The organism is Listeria floridensis FSL S10-1187 (assembly GCF_000525875.1).
Classification (GTDB): domain Bacteria; phylum Bacillota; class Bacilli; order Lactobacillales; family Listeriaceae; genus Listeria; species Listeria floridensis.
On record NZ_AODF01000015.1, the window covers coordinates 83,266 to 101,095 of the forward strand.

At 42.4% G+C, this 17,830-nt stretch carries 12 protein-coding genes, 3 pseudogenes and 1 other annotated feature; of the genes and pseudogenes, 13 read left to right on the forward strand and 2 right to left on the reverse strand.

The window, feature by feature from the left end:
- The 11 genes and pseudogenes from ruvB to dtd all read left to right on the forward strand — a co-directional run bounded on the left by ruvB (window position 1) and on the right by dtd (window position 12,730).
- On the forward strand, window positions 1–1,011 hold the full coding sequence (gene ruvB / locus MFLO_RS07485) for a Holliday junction branch migration DNA helicase RuvB (protein WP_036097323.1): 1,011 nt from the start codon (window positions 1–3) through the stop codon (window positions 1,009–1,011).
- On the forward strand, window positions 1,012–2,043 hold the full coding sequence (gene queA / locus MFLO_RS07490; protein WP_036097324.1) for a tRNA preQ1(34) S-adenosylmethionine ribosyltransferase-isomerase QueA: 1,032 nt from the start codon (window positions 1,012–1,014) through the stop codon (window positions 2,041–2,043).
- An 86-nt stretch (window positions 2,044–2,129) separates the two neighbouring features.
- Window positions 2,130–3,311 (forward strand): tRNA guanosine(34) transglycosylase Tgt, encoded by a 1,182-nt coding sequence (gene tgt / locus MFLO_RS07495; RefSeq protein WP_051993550.1) that lies wholly within the window; start codon window positions 2,130–2,132, stop codon window positions 3,309–3,311.
- Window positions 3,308–3,625: a preprotein translocase subunit YajC gene (yajC, locus tag MFLO_RS07500; RefSeq protein WP_036097325.1), complete on the forward strand. Its 318-nt coding sequence runs from the start codon at window positions 3,308–3,310 to the stop codon at window positions 3,623–3,625. The genes tgt and yajC overlap by 4 nt, the downstream gene beginning before the upstream one ends.
- Window positions 3,626–3,778: 153 nt before the next feature.
- Window positions 3,779–4,027, forward strand: a pseudogene (locus tag MFLO_RS16375) (post-transcriptional regulator); the annotation flags it as partial.
- Between the two features lie 224 nt (window positions 4,028–4,251).
- Window positions 4,252–6,517 (forward strand): annotated as a pseudogene (secDF, locus tag MFLO_RS07510) (protein translocase subunit SecDF).
- 80 nt (window positions 6,518–6,597) lie between these two features.
- A complete protein-coding gene (locus MFLO_RS07515) occupies window positions 6,598–6,957 on the forward strand; it encodes a LapA family protein (RefSeq protein ID WP_241433581.1) in 360 nt (119 codons plus the stop codon).
- Window positions 6,958–7,037: 80 nt separating this feature from the next.
- Complete coding sequence (gene recJ / locus MFLO_RS07520) at window positions 7,038–9,347, forward strand: single-stranded-DNA-specific exonuclease RecJ (RefSeq protein WP_036097340.1); 2,310 nt, start codon at window positions 7,038–7,040, stop codon at window positions 9,345–9,347.
- Between the two features lie 27 nt (window positions 9,348–9,374).
- Window positions 9,375–9,896 carry an adenine phosphoribosyltransferase gene (locus tag MFLO_RS07525; protein WP_036097327.1) on the forward strand — a complete coding sequence of 174 codons (522 nt, stop codon included), beginning with the start codon at window positions 9,375–9,377 and terminating at the stop codon, window positions 9,894–9,896.
- 147 nt (window positions 9,897–10,043) lie between these two features.
- The gene (locus tag MFLO_RS07530; RefSeq protein ID WP_036097341.1) at window positions 10,044–12,260 is read left to right on the forward strand and encodes a RelA/SpoT family protein; all 2,217 of its coding nucleotides are present in this window, start codon (window positions 10,044–10,046) and stop codon (window positions 12,258–12,260) included.
- Window positions 12,261–12,274: 14 nt separating this feature from the next.
- Window positions 12,275–12,730: a D-aminoacyl-tRNA deacylase gene (dtd, locus tag MFLO_RS07535; RefSeq protein ID WP_036097328.1), complete on the forward strand. Its 456-nt coding sequence runs from the start codon at window positions 12,275–12,277 to the stop codon at window positions 12,728–12,730.
- A gap of 59 nt (window positions 12,731–12,789) precedes the next feature.
- On the opposite strand, the gene MFLO_RS07540 is transcribed toward dtd, so the two are convergent.
- Window positions 12,790–14,073 carry an N-acetylmuramoyl-L-alanine amidase family protein gene (locus tag MFLO_RS07540; RefSeq protein WP_036097329.1) on the reverse strand — a complete coding sequence of 428 codons (1,284 nt, stop codon included), beginning with the start codon at window positions 14,071–14,073 and terminating at the stop codon, window positions 12,790–12,792.
- Between the two features lie 144 nt (window positions 14,074–14,217).
- Window positions 14,218–14,438: a binding site (T-box leader), on the forward strand.
- An 81-nt stretch (window positions 14,439–14,519) separates the two neighbouring features.
- Here MFLO_RS07540 and hisS point away from each other — a divergent pair.
- Together hisS and aspS are read left to right on the forward strand one after the other, a co-directional pair.
- Window positions 14,520–15,797 (forward strand): histidine--tRNA ligase, encoded by a 1,278-nt coding sequence (gene hisS / locus MFLO_RS07545; protein WP_036097330.1) that lies wholly within the window; start codon window positions 14,520–14,522, stop codon window positions 15,795–15,797.
- Window positions 15,797–17,560, forward strand: coding sequence for an aspartate--tRNA ligase (gene aspS, locus MFLO_RS07550; protein WP_036097331.1), 1,764 nt, complete (start codon window positions 15,797–15,799; stop codon window positions 17,558–17,560). Before hisS ends, aspS begins: the two co-directional genes overlap by 1 nt.
- Here aspS and MFLO_RS15990 read toward each other — a convergent pair.
- Window positions 17,537–17,830, reverse strand: a pseudogene (locus MFLO_RS15990) (hypothetical protein); the annotation flags it as partial. The gene aspS and the pseudogene MFLO_RS15990 sit on opposite strands and share 24 nt — an antisense overlap.

Below are 17,830 nucleotides of genomic sequence, written 5' to 3' on the forward strand. Positions count from 1 at the left end.
GTGGAGGATCGAATCGTATCTTCGGAAAATGTGAATCAAGAAGAGATTTCGTTTGAGACGAGCTTGAGACCGCAGTATTTAGCAGAATACATCGGGCAAGACAAGGTAAAGCAAAACCTTGGAATTTTTATTGAAGCGGCTAGGCAGCGTGAAGAAGCGCTCGATCATGTGCTTTTATACGGCCCTCCTGGTCTCGGAAAGACGACGCTTGCGATGGTGATAGCGAACGAACTTGGCACAAATATTAAAACGACGAGCGGACCAGCAATCGAGCGCCCGGGTGATCTCGCAACGATTCTTACGGCACTTGAACCGGGAGATGTGCTCTTCATCGATGAAATTCATCGGCTGTCAAAAGCGGTAGAAGAGATTCTTTACCCAGCAATGGAAGATTACTGTTTGGATATTGTCATTGGTCAAGGTCCAACTGCGCGTTCTGTTCGACTTGATTTGCCTCCATTTACACTAATCGGTGCAACGACGCGCGCAGGAATGCTTTCTGCACCGCTGCGCGACCGCTTTGGTGTAATTGATCATCTTGAATTTTATACGGAAGAACAGCTTGAGGATATTGTAACGCGGACGGCCAAAATTTTATCAACGGAAATCAATGAAGCAGGCGCGCTTGAAATTGCGCGCCGCTCACGTGGAACCCCGCGGATTGCTAATCGATTGTTAAAACGTGTACGTGATTTTGCACAAGTAAAAGGTGACGGTTTAGTTGATTATCCGATCGCGAAAGAAGCGCTAACGCTTCTCCGAGTTGATCCGCGCGGACTTGATACAATTGATCAAAAACTGCTACAAACGATTATTCATTCGTTTCGCGGCGGCCCAGTGGGTCTTGATACGATTGCTGCGAGTATCGGTGAAGAACGAGAAACGATTGAAGATATGCATGAACCGTATTTGCTACAAATCGGTTTTTTACAGCGTACGCCGCGTGGTCGACTTGCGACTGGTCGTGCGTATGAACATTTAGGAATAGAACAGGAAAAAGGTGTCGAATAAATGAGAGTAGAAGATTTTAATTTTGATTTGCCAGAAGAGCTGATTGCTCAAACTCCGCTTCTTGACCGGACGGCAAGTCGTTTAATGTTAGTAGATAAGAAAACGGGTGCTTTAAAGGATGAAACATTTAAAGCAATTGTAGATGAACTTCATGCGGGGGATGCGCTTGTTTTAAATGATACACGTGTTCTTCCAGCACGTCTTCACGGAGTAAAGGAAGAAACCGGTGCGCATATCGAAGTACTTTTGTTGAAGCAAAAAGAAGGCAATACATGGGAGACGCTTGTGAAGCCGGCAAAACGAATTCGTGAGGGAGCCAAGATTCGTTTTGGTGAAAATGGGGAACTTGAAGCAGTTTGCCTGGAAGAATTGGAACATGGTGGCCGAATTTTAGAATTTCATTACGAGGGTATCTTTTATGAGGTTTTGGAACAGCTTGGCGAAATGCCGCTTCCGCCTTACATTAAAGAACAGTTGGCTGATCAGGATCGTTATCAAACGGTCTATGCACGCGAAAACGGATCAGCAGCGGCACCAACAGCTGGTCTACACTTCACAGAAGAACTGCTTGAAGAAATCAAACAAAAAGGTGTAAAAGTTTGCTTTTTGACACTTCATGTCGGTCTCGGAACCTTCCGACCAGTTGATGTAGAGGATACTGATAATCACAAAATGCATTCCGAGTTTTATCGTTTGACGGAAGAGACAGCTTTAACATTGCGAGAAGTAAAAGCCTCTGGCGGAAAAGTAATAGCCGTAGGGACGACTTCGATACGAACGCTCGAAACGATTGCTAGCAAATTTGATGGCGAGATCGTGGCTGATTCAGGCTGGACGGATATCTTTATCTCACCTGGCTACACATTTAAAGCGGTGGATGCACTGATCACAAATTTCCATTTGCCAAAATCGACGCTGATTATGCTTGTCTCGGCGCTAGCTTCCCGAGAAATTATCTTAAACGCTTATGAACACGCGGTATCAGAGCGTTACCGTTTCTTTAGTTTCGGCGATGCTATGTTTATCCACTAGAACGTAATTTTTTACGGAAAAGGGCTTGTGTTCTTGTTGCAATTTCGTTATGCTTGTTTGTAGAGAAAATTGGAAAGAGGTTTGTAATGACTGCAATTTCTTATGAATTAATTAAAACGGATAAAAAAAACGGTGCACGTTTAGGAAAACTTCATACGCCACACGGTACTTTTGATACACCGATGTTTATGCCAGTTGGAACGCAAGCAACGGTCAAAACGATGTCACCAGAGGAGCTAAAACAAATGGGGGCAGGCGTGATTTTGAGCAATACGTATCATCTGTGGCTTCGACCTGGTGAAAAACTCATCGAAGAAGCTGGCGGACTGCATAAATTTATGAACTGGGATCAGCCGATACTGACAGATTCTGGTGGATTTCAAGTGTTTAGCTTAAGCGACATGCGTGATATTAAAGAAGAAGGCGTTCATTTTCGCAATCATTTAAATGGTGATAAGTTGTTTTTATCTCCTGAAAAAGCGATTGCGATTCAAAATTCGCTTGGTTCAGATATTATGATGAGTTTTGATGAATGTCCGCCGTATCCAGCCACACATGAATATATGAAACGCTCTGTGGAGCGGACTTCACGTTGGGCTGAGCGAGGTCTAAAGGCACATGCTCGTCCGCACGATCAAGGTTTGTTCGGAATCGTCCAAGGCGGTGCATACGAAGATTTGCGTGCACAAAGTGCAAAAGATCTTGTGTCGCTCGATTTTCCCGGTTACTCGATCGGCGGTTTGTCTGTTGGTGAACCGAAAGATGTGATGAATCAAGTACTTGAACACACAACACCGCTACTTCCAAGTGGCAAACCGCGCTACTTGATGGGTGTTGGTTCGCCGGATTCGCTGATTGACGGTGTAATTCGCGGAATTGATATGTTTGATTGTGTGCTTCCAACACGGATTGCGAGAAATGGAACTTGTATGACCTCTGCTGGGCGTCTTGTCATTAAAAATGCGAAGTTTGCAAATGATTTTAGACCGCTTGATGAGAATTGCGATTGCTATACGTGCCGTAATTACTCACGTGCATATATTCGTCATTTAATTCGCTGTGATGAAACTTTTGGAATAAGGCTTACGACTTATCATAACCTTCATTTTCTGTTACACTTGATGGAAGAGATTCGTGATGCGATTCGCAACGATTCGTTACTGGAATTTCGTGAAGAATTTTTTGAGCAATATGGATTTAACGGTCCGAATGCGAAAAATTTTTTAATAAATTTATTGGATAATTTGAGAGGAGCTGAAAGTTTTTGAACGGATTAATAACATTTCTTCCGATCGTACTGATGATTGTATTGTTTTACTTCCTACTCATCAGACCGCAACAAAAACGTCAAAAAGAAGTAGTAAATATGCAAAACAGCTTGGCTAAAGGAGACAAAATTGTTACGATTGGCGGACTTCATGGTATTGTTGACGCAATCGATGATAATACGGTCGTACTAAAAAGCGGCAATTCAAAATTGACATTTGACCGCAATGCGATTCGTACAGTTCTTGAAAAAGGCAGTGCTGTTTCTGAACCCGTTTCAAACGACACGGTGAATGCGGAAGAAGAAGTTAAATAAGAAATCAGCCACTTCAAATACTTTTGGAGTGGTTTTTTTAAAATCTAAAATAAAAATGTGTCAATTCTGTGGTATTTTTACGTTTCTACTTTCCATTTGACCGAGTTTTAGATAGAATAAGAATAGTTGATTGTAAAGTGGGGGGAAAGAAATTTGGAAACAAATGAAGAATGGTACGAATTACTGCAACCCGCAATTTTAATCCGAGTAGAAGATTTCCATTTGCTCGGCTACAGAGAAATTAAGCCTGAGCATATATGGTCATTTTTAACGGAGAAAAAGTGGGTCGAAAAGCCTTCTCCAAATTTGCATGAACGCGCGAATGATATCATGCAGATGAACATTGGACAATTAATGGAATTTATCACACAAGAATCAAAAAGGCCAGAAGAAAATACGCACACACTAGATCAAGTGCTTGTTGAGGAAGTTCTACATAGTACGTCGGAAGAAACGCCGCCGGATGAGCAGGAGTATGAATCCGATTCAAGTTCTTTTTCTGATGAAACTGCACAAAGTGAGGAGCCGCTTGCTGAGGCAAACGGCGAACTCGATTCAACAGAAGAAAAATAAGTATCTCCTGCGTGTAGTGTTAGAGGTTTTAATGAGGGAGGAAAAAAGCAAAAATGATTAAGAAAAGTAAGTTAGTTACCTTTTTTCTAATCGTAATCATTATTTTCGGTGCCGTCATCGGTACAACGAAAATGGTGCTTGAAAAGATTAACTTAGGGCTTGACCTGCAAGGCGGCTTTGAAGTTCTTTATCAAGTAGAGCCTGCGAGCGGAAAAGGTGAAATAACGAAAAGCACGCTTACAGATACTGTAAGTGCACTCGATCGTCGGGTGAACAGCATCGGTGTTGCAGAACCGGTGATCACAATTGAAGGAAACAACCGTATTCGGGTTCAGCTTGCTGGTGTAAAAGATCAAAATGAAGCACGAAAAATGCTTTCTACAACGGCTGAACTAACGTTTAGGGACGCAAAAGACAAGTTAATGCTTGACGGAACGGATCTTGTTCCAGGTGGAGCAAAACAAGCTTTTGATCAAAGCAATAATCCAATTGTTACTTTAAAACTGAAAAGTGCAGACAAATTCGCTAAGGTAACGAAAGAAGTCTTAGCAGAAGCACCGGACAATCAACTTGTCATCTGGCTTGACTATAAAAAAGGCCAAAAATATGCGGATGAAAAAACGAAAAAAGAACCGGCGTTTTTATCTGCGCCAAATGTCAGCCAAGTACTCGATACAAATCAAGTGGAAATTTCTGGAAGCTTCACAGTTAAAGAAGCAAAGGATTTGGCTAACTTGCTGAACTCCGGGGCACTTCCTGTTAAGATGAGTGAAGTATATTCGACATCTGTCGGCGCTCAGTTCGGTCAAGATGCACTTGATCAAACGATTCTTGCTGGAATCATCGGTGTAGCAGCCATCTTTATTTTCATGTTGGCTGTATATCGTATCCCTGGAATTATTGCTTGTATTACACTTACTGCTTATACGTATATCGTTTTACTAATACTTGCACTTCTTAATGCTACGCTTACGCTTCCGGGTATTGCCGGACTTATTCTCGGGATTGGGATGGCGGTCGATGCGAATGTTATCACCTATGAGCGGATAAAAGAAGAACTGAAAGTTGGTAGATCGACAAAAGCTGCCTTTGAAGTCGGGGGTAAGGAAGCATTCCGTGCTATTTTTGACGGAAATATTTCGACGCTACTTGTTGCTGGAGTACTTTTCTACTTTGGTACAAGTTCAATCAAAGGTTTTGCGACAGTACTGATTATCAGTATCCTTGTCAGCTTCTTGACAGCTGTTTGGGGTTCACGTGTTCTTCTTGGACTGCTTGTAAAGAGCAATGTGCTAAACAACAAACCGCGTTTATTCACGGTTAATCCAAAAGACATCCACAACTTACATGACGGCATCAGCACATACGATCTGAAAACGCACTTTGACCGTTTTGATTTTGTTAAAAATCATCGGCTGTTCTTAGGGATTTTTGCGGCAATTACGATTGCCGGAATCATATTGTTAAGTGTCTTTAAGCTTAATCTTGGAATTGATTTTGCAAGTGGTACACGTGCAGAAATCACATCCAACTCGAAGCTGACAGAACAAATGGTTAAAAAAAGACCTAGATGAAATCAAAATGCCTTCGGAAAAAATCGTCTTCCAAGGGAAAAACTCGACGACGGCAGTAGTTTCTTATAAAGGAGCACTTAGCCAAACAGAAATTGCGAAGTTTAAAACACATTTTGATAAGAAATATAAACATGAACCAAGTATCAGTACGGTAACACCGACTGTTGGTAAAGAGCTGGCTAAAAACGGTCTATATGCTCTTGCAATTGCATCTATTTTAATCGTTGTCTATATCGCAATTCGCTTTGAATTCTATATGGGTATTGCAGCGATTCTGTCACTGCTCTTTGATGCGTTTGTGATCTTTATTTTCTTCAGTATATTCCAGATCGAGGTTGATTTGACCTTCATTGCCGCGGTGCTCACGGTCATCGGCTATTCCATTAATGATACGATTGTTACAGCTGACCGGATTCGAGATATTGGGAAGAAAATGCAGCGTTACAAGACGAAAGAAGATGTCGCTTTTGCGGTTAATCACGGGTTACGTCAAACCTTTACACGTTCGATTAACACAATCTTGACAGTTATCTTCACGGTACTTGCACTTGTTATCTTCGGAAGCGAATCGATTCTAAGCTTCTCGATTGCTCTTCTTGTTGGTTTGATCTCGAGCGTATTCTCGTCGATCTTCATGGCGATGCAATTATGGTATGTTTTCAAATCACACCAAGTGAATAAAAAAGGACCGATTGCAACAATCAAGAAGAAGAAAAAACGCGGTTCTGGACAACCAGTTGTATAAAAAACGTTCAAAAGCCGAAAGAAATTCTTTCGGCTTTTGTTTTAAATTTTCCAAATCAGGGAAATTCAGGTAAAAGAGGGGTGGATAATATGAAAAATCAATGGCAAGTGATTCTTGGCATTATTCTTGTGATTTTTATTGCGATTTTTGCCATTATCAATGTGGACTCTGTTGAAGTAAACTTCTTGTTTGCAAAAGCAAATTGGCCGCTTGTACTCGTTATTTTAGGCTCTGTTTTAGTTGGCTGTTTAATTATCTTCTGTTTGAACATTGCTAAGGTAAGAACAGCGAACAAACAAATCAAACAATTAAAGGCAGAGAAAACCGAGCTTTCACGTCAACTTGCAGCGGCGGAAGCCATGCACAGCAAAAAATCGACAATTGATGTGAAAAAAACAGAGGCACCAATTGAACCCAAAAAGGAAAATCCAAATCTTTAAGGTTTGGATTTTTTTTGAGCTAATACTGTCAAATTTGTTTGATTTCGGATATAATAGGAGGGTTGAAAGGTGGAAAATATGTGATTCATTCAAAGTACACTTGGAAGATTGAGGATATTGCAGAAGAGAAGGCTCGAGAAGCAGCGGCAGAATTTCAAGTCTCACTTCCGTTAGCAAAGATGCTTCTTAAAAGAAAAATTACAACAACCGGGCAGTTTGATAAGTTTTTTCATCCGGATAAATATCAACCGTATGATCCATTTCTGCTGCATGATATGGATAAAGCAGTAGAGCGGATTAAAACAGCCATCGCTGCTGATGAAAAAATCATGATCTATGGCGATTATGATGCGGATGGCGTAACGAGTATTGCGGTGCTCTATAATACGCTTGAAAAGCTCGGTGCAAAAGCCGAATTTTATATCCCCAATCGCTTTAGCGAAGGATATGGACCAAATAAAGAAGCGTTTCAAATGATTAAAAATCAAGGGTATGATTTGCTTATAACGGTCGATAACGGCATTGCCGCACTTGATGTGATGGAGTTCGCAAAAGAAATCGATTTAGATGTCATTGTGACAGATCACCATGAAAAGCGCGAGACTCTTCCAGAAGCGATTGCGGTGATTCATCCGAAGCATCCTGAATCGCTCTATCCGTTTCAAGACTTGGCAGGGGTCGGTGTCAGTTATAAGCTCTCGCATGCGCTGCTTGGCGAGGAGCCGTCTGAACTGCTTGATTTAGTTGCCGTCGGTACAGTAGCCGACCTTGTCTCATTAACGGATGAAAATCGGCTGTTTGTCCAAAAAGGTTTGGATGTATTAAAAGAAAGTCCGAATCTTGGTTTACAATTCCTTGCGAAAAAAGCAGGTGCAAAACTGCATGAAGCAAGTGAAGAAACGATCGGTTTTATGCTTGCTCCGCGACTCAATGCGGTTGGGCGGCTGGGAGCAGCTGACCCTGCCTGTGAGCTTTTGCTTGCGCATGATGACGAAGAGGCAGATGATTTAGCGGGTATCATTGAGGAAGCAAATAAGGAACGCCGTTTACTTGTTTCAGAGATTACAGAACAAGCCACGGCAGTTGTTGAAGCAGAATCAGAACTCCCAGGAATGATTATTGCCGCGCAATCTGGCTGGAATGCTGGTGTGCTCGGGATAGTGGCTTCGCGGCTTGTGGAAAAATTCGGGCGGCCTGTGATTTGCCTTGCAATTGATGAAGCAACTGGGATGGCAAAAGGTTCTGGCCGAAGTGTTTCAGCGTTTCATCTTTATCAAGAACTTGACCAAAATCGTGAACTGCTAGAAGCATTTGGTGGCCATCCGATGGCAGCGGGGCTGACTGTAAGTCTTGAGAATTTGCCGCTTTTAAAGGAACGCATGATAAAACAAGCGGAAAGCTTAAGCCTAGCTGATTTGCGTCCAAGCTTGGATATTGAAGCGAAACTGGAACCCGGCGAGGCAGATATTGCTTTCATTCAGATGATTGAGCGGATGGCTCCATTTGGAATGGACAATCCAAAGCCAATTTTTGAATTTGAGCAGGTTCATTTGACAGGAACGAAGCAGATCGGTGCGGATAAGACGCATCTCAAAACTTCGCTTCAAAAGGGTGAGGCGGCACTTGATGCGGTCGGATTTAATATCGGTCACTTGGTGTACGAGCTTTCTCCGGCAGCAGAGGTGGATGCGGTTGGTGAGCTTTCAGTCAATGAATGGAATAATATTCGGAAGCCACAGCTACGTTTGATTGATGTTTCAGTGCCGCACTGGCAGTTATTTGATGTCAGGAATCGTACAGAATGGAACGAAGTAGTGCGGGAGCCGAAACGTGACCGGATTTTTGTGTATTTTAAAGATGATGAAGCGGACGCGTTAGTGAAGTCGGGACATGCAGTTACGAAGTTTGAGGAGTTGCTGAATGCAGATTCTAAAAACGCGAGCGAACTGGTTTTTGTCGACTTGCCGCATGAAATTAGCCAAGTGGAACAAGTTGTGCGAAAGCTGAACCCAGAAAAAATCTTTTTCCACTTTGGGGTAAAAGAATCAAGCAGGATGGAGCGAATTCCCGACCGAGCGGCCTTTGCCAACTTGTACGCACTTATCAAGAAGTTTCAGCCGTTTTCGGTGGAACGCTACCGCGGTGCAATGGCGCAAAAGTTTGGCTGGAATCAAGAAGTGGTCGATTTTATGTCCGGCGTGTTTTTTGAACTGGATTTTGTTAAAATAGAAGATGATGTGATTTGGCTTGCCGAAAATACCGAGAAGAAAAAACTGGAAGATGCCGAGTCATATAAGCGGAAGGAACGCGAAATTGAAACGCAGCAAAAACTGCTTTATGCGAGCTACGGTGAGCTGCTGCAATGGATGGAGCGAATCATGGAGCAGTGAGGCTCTAAAATTTGGAGGAAACAAACGATGGATTTAAATGAACTTAGAAATCATGTGGCAATTGTAGAAGATTGGCCGAAAAAAGGAATTGTCTTCAAGGATATTACACCTCTTATGAATGACGGGGAAGCTTACAAATTTGCGACAGATCAAATTGTCGAGTATGCTAAAAAATTAAAAGTGGACTTGATTGTCGGTCCAGAAGCACGCGGATTTATTATCGGCTGTCCAGTCGCATATGCCCTGCAAATTGGTTTCGCTCCTGTGCGTAAACCAGGAAAATTGCCGCGTGAAACGATTGAAATGGAATATGCACTTGAGTATGGTACAAACACGCTTACAATGCATAAAGATGCAATTAAGCCAGGGCAGCGTGTCTTAATCACAGATGACCTTTTAGCAACTGGTGGAACGATCGAAGCAACAATCAAACTCGTTGAGAAACTTGGTGGTATTGTTGCAGGCTGTGCATTCTTAATTGAGCTGACTGAATTAGAAGGTCATAAAAAATTGAACGGCTATGATCGCTTGATTTTAATGGATTTCTGATGAAAAATAAGAAAAACACCATTCTCTGACCGGAAAATGGTGTTTTTCTTTATCTAGATGGAAAACTACTTTCTAAAGAATATTGAGTCGTGTATAATGAAAGCAAGAATTCTTTAAAAAAGTTTAGGAGAAAAGGGGTGGGTGAATGTGGCTAAGGAACAAAATTTAACGGCTGAACAAGTAATTGAAATGGCTTCGCACTACATGAACAAAGAGCACCTTGCTGTAGTTGAAAAAGCCTATGAATTTGCCCGCAATGCGCATAGCGAGCAGTTTCGCAAATCGGGAGAGCCCTATATTATTCATCCAATACAAGTAGCAGGAATTTTAGTTGAGCTTCATATGGACCCGCAAACGGTTGCATCAGGCTTTTTGCACGATGTTGTGGAAGACACCGAAGTGACGCTTGAAGACCTTGAAAATACTTTCGGAAAAGAAGTGGCCATGCTAGTTGATGGGGTCACCAAACTGGGGAAAATTAAATACAAATCGCATGAAGAGCAACAAGCGGAAAACCATCGTAAAATGTTTATTGCGATGGCTCAAGATATTCGCGTAATTCTGATCAAACTGGCGGATCGGCTGCATAATATGCGGACACTTAAACATCTGCCTGTTGAGAAGCAGCGCCGGATTGCTACTGAGACGCTTGAAATTTTTGCTCCACTCGCACACCGGTTAGGGATCAGTCGTGTCAAATGGGAGCTTGAAGATACGGCTCTGCGTTATTTGAATCCGCAACAGTACTACCGAATCGTTCATTTAATGAAACAAAAACGCGGGGCACGTGAACGTTATTTGCAAGATGTTATTGACGGTGTGCAGGATAACTTGAAAGAACTTCATATTGAAGCTGATATTTCGGGACGTCCGAAACATATTTATTCGATTTACCGAAAAATGTCAGAACAACACAAGCAGTTTAATGAAATTTATGACCTTTTAGCCGTACGGATTATCGTAAGCAGCATTAAAGATTGTTATGCGGTTCTAGGGGTTATTCATACGCGCTGGAAACCGATGCCGGGACGTTTTAAGGATTATATTGCGATGCCGAAATCAAATATGTATCAATCCCTTCATACAACGGTAATCGGGCCGCAAGGTGAACCACTTGAGGTGCAGATTCGGACACTTGAGATGCACCAAATTGCTGAATACGGGGTCGCGGCTCACTGGGCATACAAGGAAGGCAAAGTTATTAATTCCAAAACATCGTTCGACAATAAGATGACTTGGTTCCGAGAAATCCTTGAGTATCAAAATGAAGCGGATAATGCGGAAGAGTTTATGGAGTCTTTGAAACTGGATTTATTCGCAGATGTGGTATACGTTTTCACGCCAAAGGGTGATGTTTTTGAGTTGCCAAACGGGTCTGTGCCACTTGATTTTGCTTACCGCATCCACACGGAAATCGGCAACAAGACAATCGGGGCAAAGGTAAATGGAAAAATTGTAACCTTGGATTATAAGCTCAAAACGGGCGATATTATTGATATTTTAACGTCGAAGCATTCTTATGGACCAAGTCGAGACTGGCTGAAGCTCGTTCAAACTTCACAGGCACGCAACAAGATTAAGCAATTCTTCAAGCGACAGGCGAAGGAAGAAAATGTCGAAAAAGGCAGAGACATGGTGGAAAAAGAACTGCGCCAAATGAATTTTGAACCTAAAAAAATTTTAACCCAGGAAAATTTGAAGCGGATTACGGATAAATTAAATTTTTCGCAGGAAGACGATTTATTTGCGGCGGTCGGTTATAATGGCATCACTGCTGTTCAAGTGGCTAACCGTTTGACGGATAAGGAGCGCAAAGAGCGTGAGCAAGAAGAACAAACGGAAAAACTGCTTACGCAAGTAGAAGCGAAAAACAACAGTACGGAGCAAAATAATGAAAAGCTGAAAATTAAGCACAATGCCGGCGTTGTCGTCCAAGGCGTAGGCAACTTGCTGATTCGTTTGTCGCGCTGCTGCAATCCGGTTCCAGGAGATCAAATTGTCGGCTATATCACGAAAGGTCGAGGCATTTCGATCCACAGAAAGGATTGTCCTAATGTACAAACGATCGAATCTGATCGGCTGATTGATGTTGAATGGGAAGATGCTGATTTAAAATCGAAGACGGATTACAGTGTTGATATTGAAATTTTCGGTTATAATCGGAATGGTCTTTTAAATGATATTTTACAGGTGATTAACAGCTTGACTTCTAATATAAACGGCGTTAATGCAAAAGTTGATCATAATAAGATGGCAACACTTGTCTTGACACTCCAAATTCATAACATTAATCATCTTCAGCGTGTCGTAGATAAGATCAAACAAATTCCGGATGTTTATACGGTTAGAAGGCTGATGAATTAGAGGAGGAAATTGAAATGCGGGTTTTGCTTCAGCGTACGAAAGCTGCTAGTGTGACGATTGATGATGAAATTATCGGGGAAATTCCTTTTGGTTTATGTCTGCTTGTCGGCTTTACTCATAGCGACACGGAAAAAGAAGTAGAGCTTCTGGCGCAAAAAATTGCTGGATTGCGGATTTTTGAAGATGAGTTTGAAAAAATGAATTTATCACTGCAAGATGTTGGTGGCGATATTTTAAGTGTTTCGCAGTTTACGCTATACGCGGATGCGAGAAAAGGTAGGAGACCGAGTTTTACGGACTCTGCTCCGGGAAATAAGGCTGAGGTTCTGTATAATTTGTTTAATAAGAAATTGGAAACGGATTACGGTTTTAATGTTGAAACGGGTGTTTTTGGAGCCTTTATGGAAGTTTCAATTGTAAATGACGGTCCTGTAACCATGATGCTTGATTCAGCCGATTTGGCTAAATAGATATTTTGGCATAAAAAATCCGGCAAGTGAAGAGTAACTTCACTTGCCGGATTTTTATTTTAATTTGAAAAATAATTTGCGAGACCGCTTGTAACTGCATCGGCAATTTGACTACGGTAAGAGCCAGAATTGATCCGTTCTTCGTCAATTTTCGAGCTAAGATAGCCTAGCTCAAGAAGCACTGCAGGCTGATTGTTTTCACGGACAACATAAAAGTCGCCGACACGTGCACCGCGGTTTGATATCGCTAAAGCATCGCCTAAGCTGTTATTTATGGAAGTTGCAAGACTTTGATCACGATTCTTGTAGTAATAGGTCGTTTGTCCGCTAATATCGCCGGTTCCTTCTTCAACGCTGTCATAATGAAGACTGACAAATGCATCTGCTTGGTTTTCTGATGCGATCTTTGTCCGTTCACGAAGCGAAACGTATTCGTCTTTACTGCGAGTCATGATCACCTTGGCTCCAGCTTGTTCTAACTTGTTTTTAATTGCTTTAGCTGTCTTTAATGTTACGTCTTTTTCAACAGTTCCCATCTCGCCTTTTGCACCGGGATCGTTACCACCGTGCCCTGGATCAAGAACAATAGTGGCTTCGGAAAGCTTGGTTGTTTTCGATTTTTGCGGAGCTGAGTTTTTATTTGATGAAATGTCAACAACCCAGTTCGCTACGTAACCCAGTTCACCGCTCGAGGTTTCTACTTGATACCAGTCGCCTTGTACGCCTTGGATCTCGTAAGATTGTCCTGAATCAGCTTTTTCGATGACAGAACCGCTTAAATCCGGTTTATTGCGGATGTTTGTTGCATTACTACGAATTGTGACACGCTGCAAATCTTTTGCATCGCTTTTTGTCGTCGATTGCCTGATCGTTATGTACTTCGAACTGACCCAAGCGTTTTGCCCTTGATATTGGATCTGAGCCCAGCCGTTTTGCTCGCTGATAACGTTGATCTGATCATTCGTATTTAATATTCCAAGTACTTTTGAGTCGGCACTTGGTTTTTCGCGTACGTTCAGTCCACCTTCTGAGGTGACGACAGCCATACTGTTACTCGCAGCACTGACAGTAGTATTCTTAACAAGCCAGCTTGCGACCCAGCCGCTATCTCCATTATCAAGACGGACTTTATACCATTTATTTTCTTCTCCGATTACTTGTAGCACATCATTTTTCCGAACTTGACTCGTGACGTCATAAGCAAGACCCGGACCGCTTCTTACGTTGAGAACTTCAGCTTCAACGCTTACAGAGTTGGCGTGAGCCATTGCAAAGGTTACCATGATTCCAGCTGCAATGAGTGCTATCGATAAAATCGTAACAAATATGAATTTTTTACGCACGAAATCGAAACACCCCCTAAAAGTTTAGTTCAGTAAAATGTTACCACAAAATGAGGTTTCGCGAAACCTATAACCTCTTTTTAGAAAAATTATTGTAGTTATTGACTTTCAAGCGGTTTTCTAGTAATCTAGAAATAATTCATATTGAGACTTAAGACGAAGAAAAGTAGGGGCTTCACTCCCAAATAAGAGAGGATTTCGATAGCTGAGAGAAATCTATGGTGATAAGTACTTGAAAGACACTTCCGAGGTTTTGGCCGAAAGAACGAGTAGGCTAAGACGTATTCCGGCGTTAACGGAAAAGTGGGAATGTTTTCATTCCAATTAGGGTGGTACCACGGGTAAATTAATCTCTCGTCCCTTGTTCATTGTGACAAGGGGCGGGAGTTTTTTCATACAATCAATTCGAATCCCCTAGACTGAAACGATTAAAGGAGGCAATATAAATGGAAATTCAATTACCGCGCGGAACAAGGGATATTTTACCGGATGAAGTAGCATCTTGGCATTTTTTAGAAGAAAAATTCCGGTCAATTTGCGAAAACTACCGCTATAGCGAAATTCGGACTCCGATTTTTGAACACACGGAATTGTTTGAACGCGGCGTTGGTGATTCAACGGATATCGTAACAAAAGAAATGTATACTTTTGCTGATAAAAAGGGAAGAAGTTTGACGCTTCGACCTGAAGGAACTGCTTCTGTTGTTCGTGCTTTTGTTGAACATAAGATGTTCGGTGATGTCAATCAGCCTGTTAAACTCTATTACAATGGTCCGATGTTCCGTTATGAGCGCCCACAAGGTGGACGACAACGGCAATTTACGCAAATGGGGCTTGAAGCAATCGGCAGTGATGATCCTTCAATTGATGCAGAGGTCATCTCGCTAGCAATGAATTTTTTCCGCTCGATCGGACTGAAAAATATTTCTTTAATTATTAATAGTCTCGGAGATAAGGAAAGTCGTTTAAAGCATCGAGAAGCTTTGATTGCGCATTTTGAACCACGGATTGATGAGTTCTGTTCGGACTGTCAGGCTCGCCTTTACAAAAATCCGCTACGGATCTTGGATTGCAAAACGGATCACGCGCACCCGCTTGTCGCAAGTGCGCCTTCGATTTTGGATTTCTTGAATGAGGAATCTAAGGATTATTTTGCGAAGGTGAAGAGCTTTCTTGATGCGATTGGTATCAATTACACGGTTGATCCGACGCTTGTAAGGGGACTTGATTACTATAACCATACGACATTTGAAATTATGAGCGATGAAGAAGGATTCGGCGCAAAAACCACGCTTTGCGGCGGCGGACGTTATCACGGTCTTGTGCAAGAATTTGACGGGCCGGATACGCCGGGAATTGGGTTCGGAATGGGCGTTGAGCGGGTTTTACTTGCGCTTGATAAGGCGAAGATTGAAATTCCGGATGCGAATCCGCTTGTGTGCTATGTCATTGCAGCTCAGCCGGAAGTGGAAGAGAAGATTGTTCAGCTTGTGAATCGGTTGCGAATGCACGGAATCAGCGCGGAAAAAGATTATCAAAAACGGAAGTTAAAAGGGCAATTGAAAGATGCCGATCGTAAAAAAGCAAAATATACGGTGATCATTGGAGAAGACGAGCTTCGAACTGGCGAGTATACGCTGAAAGATATGGCGACTGGCAAACAGTTCCTCGTGACGGAAGATGAACTGATTACAACACTTGAAAAAGCGGAGGGGGACAAATGATGGAACAAAGAACGGCATATTGTGGAGAAATTACAGAAAAATACGTGGGTGAAGCGGTCACTTTATATGGATGGGTTCAAAAACGACGCGATCTAGGGGGATTAATTTTCGTTGATTTACGTGATCGTGAAGGCATCGTTCAGGTTGTGTTTAACCCCGAGCTATCAGAGGAGGCACTAAAGACGGCTGAGGAAATTCGGTCGGAATTTGTAATTGCTGTGAAAGGGAAAGTTGCACTTCGGGCCGATGAAGCGGTAAACGCCAAGCTTAAAACAGGTAAAGTCGAAATTTTGGCGAATGAAATTGAAATTTTAAACCGTTCAAAGACACCGCCTTTCTACATTGAAGACGGGGTTAATGTTTCGGATGAACTTCGTTTGAAATATCGCTATTTGGATTTGCGTCGTCCGGAAATGACTGCGACGTTTAAGATGCGTCATCACGTGACACGAGTGTTCCGCGAAAGATTAAATGATCTTGGGTTCTATGATATTGAAACGCCTTATTTGACAAAGAGTACGCCAGAAGGGGCACGTGATTATCTTGTGCCAAGCCGGGTTTATCCTGGAAGCTTCTATGCCTTGCCGCAATCGCCGCAGATTTTGAAGCAACTATTAATGACGGCTGGGTTTGACAAATACTATCAAATTGTTCGTTGTTTCCGTGATGAGGATTTACGTGGTGATCGTCAGCCTGAATTTACGCAAATTGACTTGGAGACGAGCTTCCTTAATATTGAGGATATTCAAGCGATTACAGAAGATATGCTTACAGCGGTTGTGAAAGAAGTGAAGGGGATTGATATCCCACGTCCGTTCCTTAAGATGACGTATGAAGAAGCAATGCGCCGTTTTGGAAGCGACAAGCCTGATATTCGTTTTGGTCTTGAGCTTACGGATGTTTCAGAGGTTGTAAAAGATGTAGAATTTAAAGTATTCTCGGGAGCAGTCGCATCAGGTGGTCAAGTTAAAGCGATCAATGCTAAACACGCGGCTGAAAAGTATTCACGTAAAGATATTGATGCACTTGGAACATTTGTTTCAAATTATGGCGCGAAAGGGCTTGCTTGGCTAAAAGCGGAGGAAACGGAATTAAAAGGTCCAATTGCGAAGTTTTTTGATGCTTCTAAGCAGCAAGAGCTTCGTCAAGCACTTGATGTTGAACCGGGTGATCTTCTCTTGTTTGCAGCAGATTCAAAAGAAGTTGTCGCAGCATCTCTTGGCGCACTTCGGACAAAACTCGGCAAGGAACTTGAGCTTTATGATGAAAGCGAGCTTGCTTTCTTATGGGTTACAGATTGGCCGCTATTCGAATATGATGAAGAAGCCGGACGCTTTGTTTCCGCTCACCACCCGTTTACTTTACCGAGAAAAGAGGACATAGAACTGCTTGAAACTGCACCTGAAAAGGCGATGGCAGAAGCTTATGATATCGTTTTAAATGGTTATGAAATCGGCGGCGGATCACTTAGAATTTACCAAAAAGATGTGCAACAGAAGATGCTTCGCGCGCTTGGATTCAGTGATGCGGATGCTGAGGAACAGTTTGGATTCTTGATGTCAGCACTTGAATACGGAACACCTCCGCATGGAGGAATTGCACTTGGGCTTGACCGAATCGTGATGATTCTTGCCGGAAGCAACAATCTGCGTGATACGATTGCCTTTCCGAAAACGGGAAGCGCAGTTGATCTCTTGACGCAAGCACCAAGCAAGGTAAGTGATGCGCAGTTGCATGAACTAAAGCTTAAAACGGAAGAATAAGATTAAAAACGAAGCAGGTAGAAGCTGCTTCGTTTTTTGATAGGGGAATGAAAAAGTGCGGAGCAGACGCTCCGCACTCAGACTGTTGAAAAACGACAATTCCAAAATGAAAAAAAAGACGGGATTGTCGTTTTTAGCTCTCAGAATGAAAAAACTCGAAGAAGAACAAGACTTCTTCCACGTCCATAAAGCTAGTTTTTTCAGGTTCATGGCAGTATAAGTAAGCGTGGCTTGCAGTGTGACTTTCGCTAATCCGCGATACGTCGCATA

What these genes read in the sequence shown, in the direction of transcription:
- queA (WP_036097324.1), top strand. Translation starts at nt 1,012, where the DNA reads ATGAGAGTAGAAGATTTTAATTTTGATTTGCCAGAAGAGCTGATTGCT.
- tgt (WP_051993550.1), top strand. Translation starts at nt 2,130, where the DNA reads ATGACTGCAATTTCTTATGAATTAATTAAAACGGATAAAAAAAACGGT.
- MFLO_RS07525 (WP_036097327.1), top strand. Translation starts at nt 9,375, where the DNA reads ATGGATTTAAATGAACTTAGAAATCATGTGGCAATTGTAGAAGATTGG.
- dtd (WP_036097328.1), top strand. Translation starts at nt 12,275, where the DNA reads ATGCGGGTTTTGCTTCAGCGTACGAAAGCTGCTAGTGTGACGATTGAT.
- hisS (WP_036097330.1), top strand. Translation starts at nt 14,520, where the DNA reads ATGGAAATTCAATTACCGCGCGGAACAAGGGATATTTTACCGGATGAA.
- aspS (WP_036097331.1), top strand. Translation starts at nt 15,797, where the DNA reads ATGGAACAAAGAACGGCATATTGTGGAGAAATTACAGAAAAATACGTG.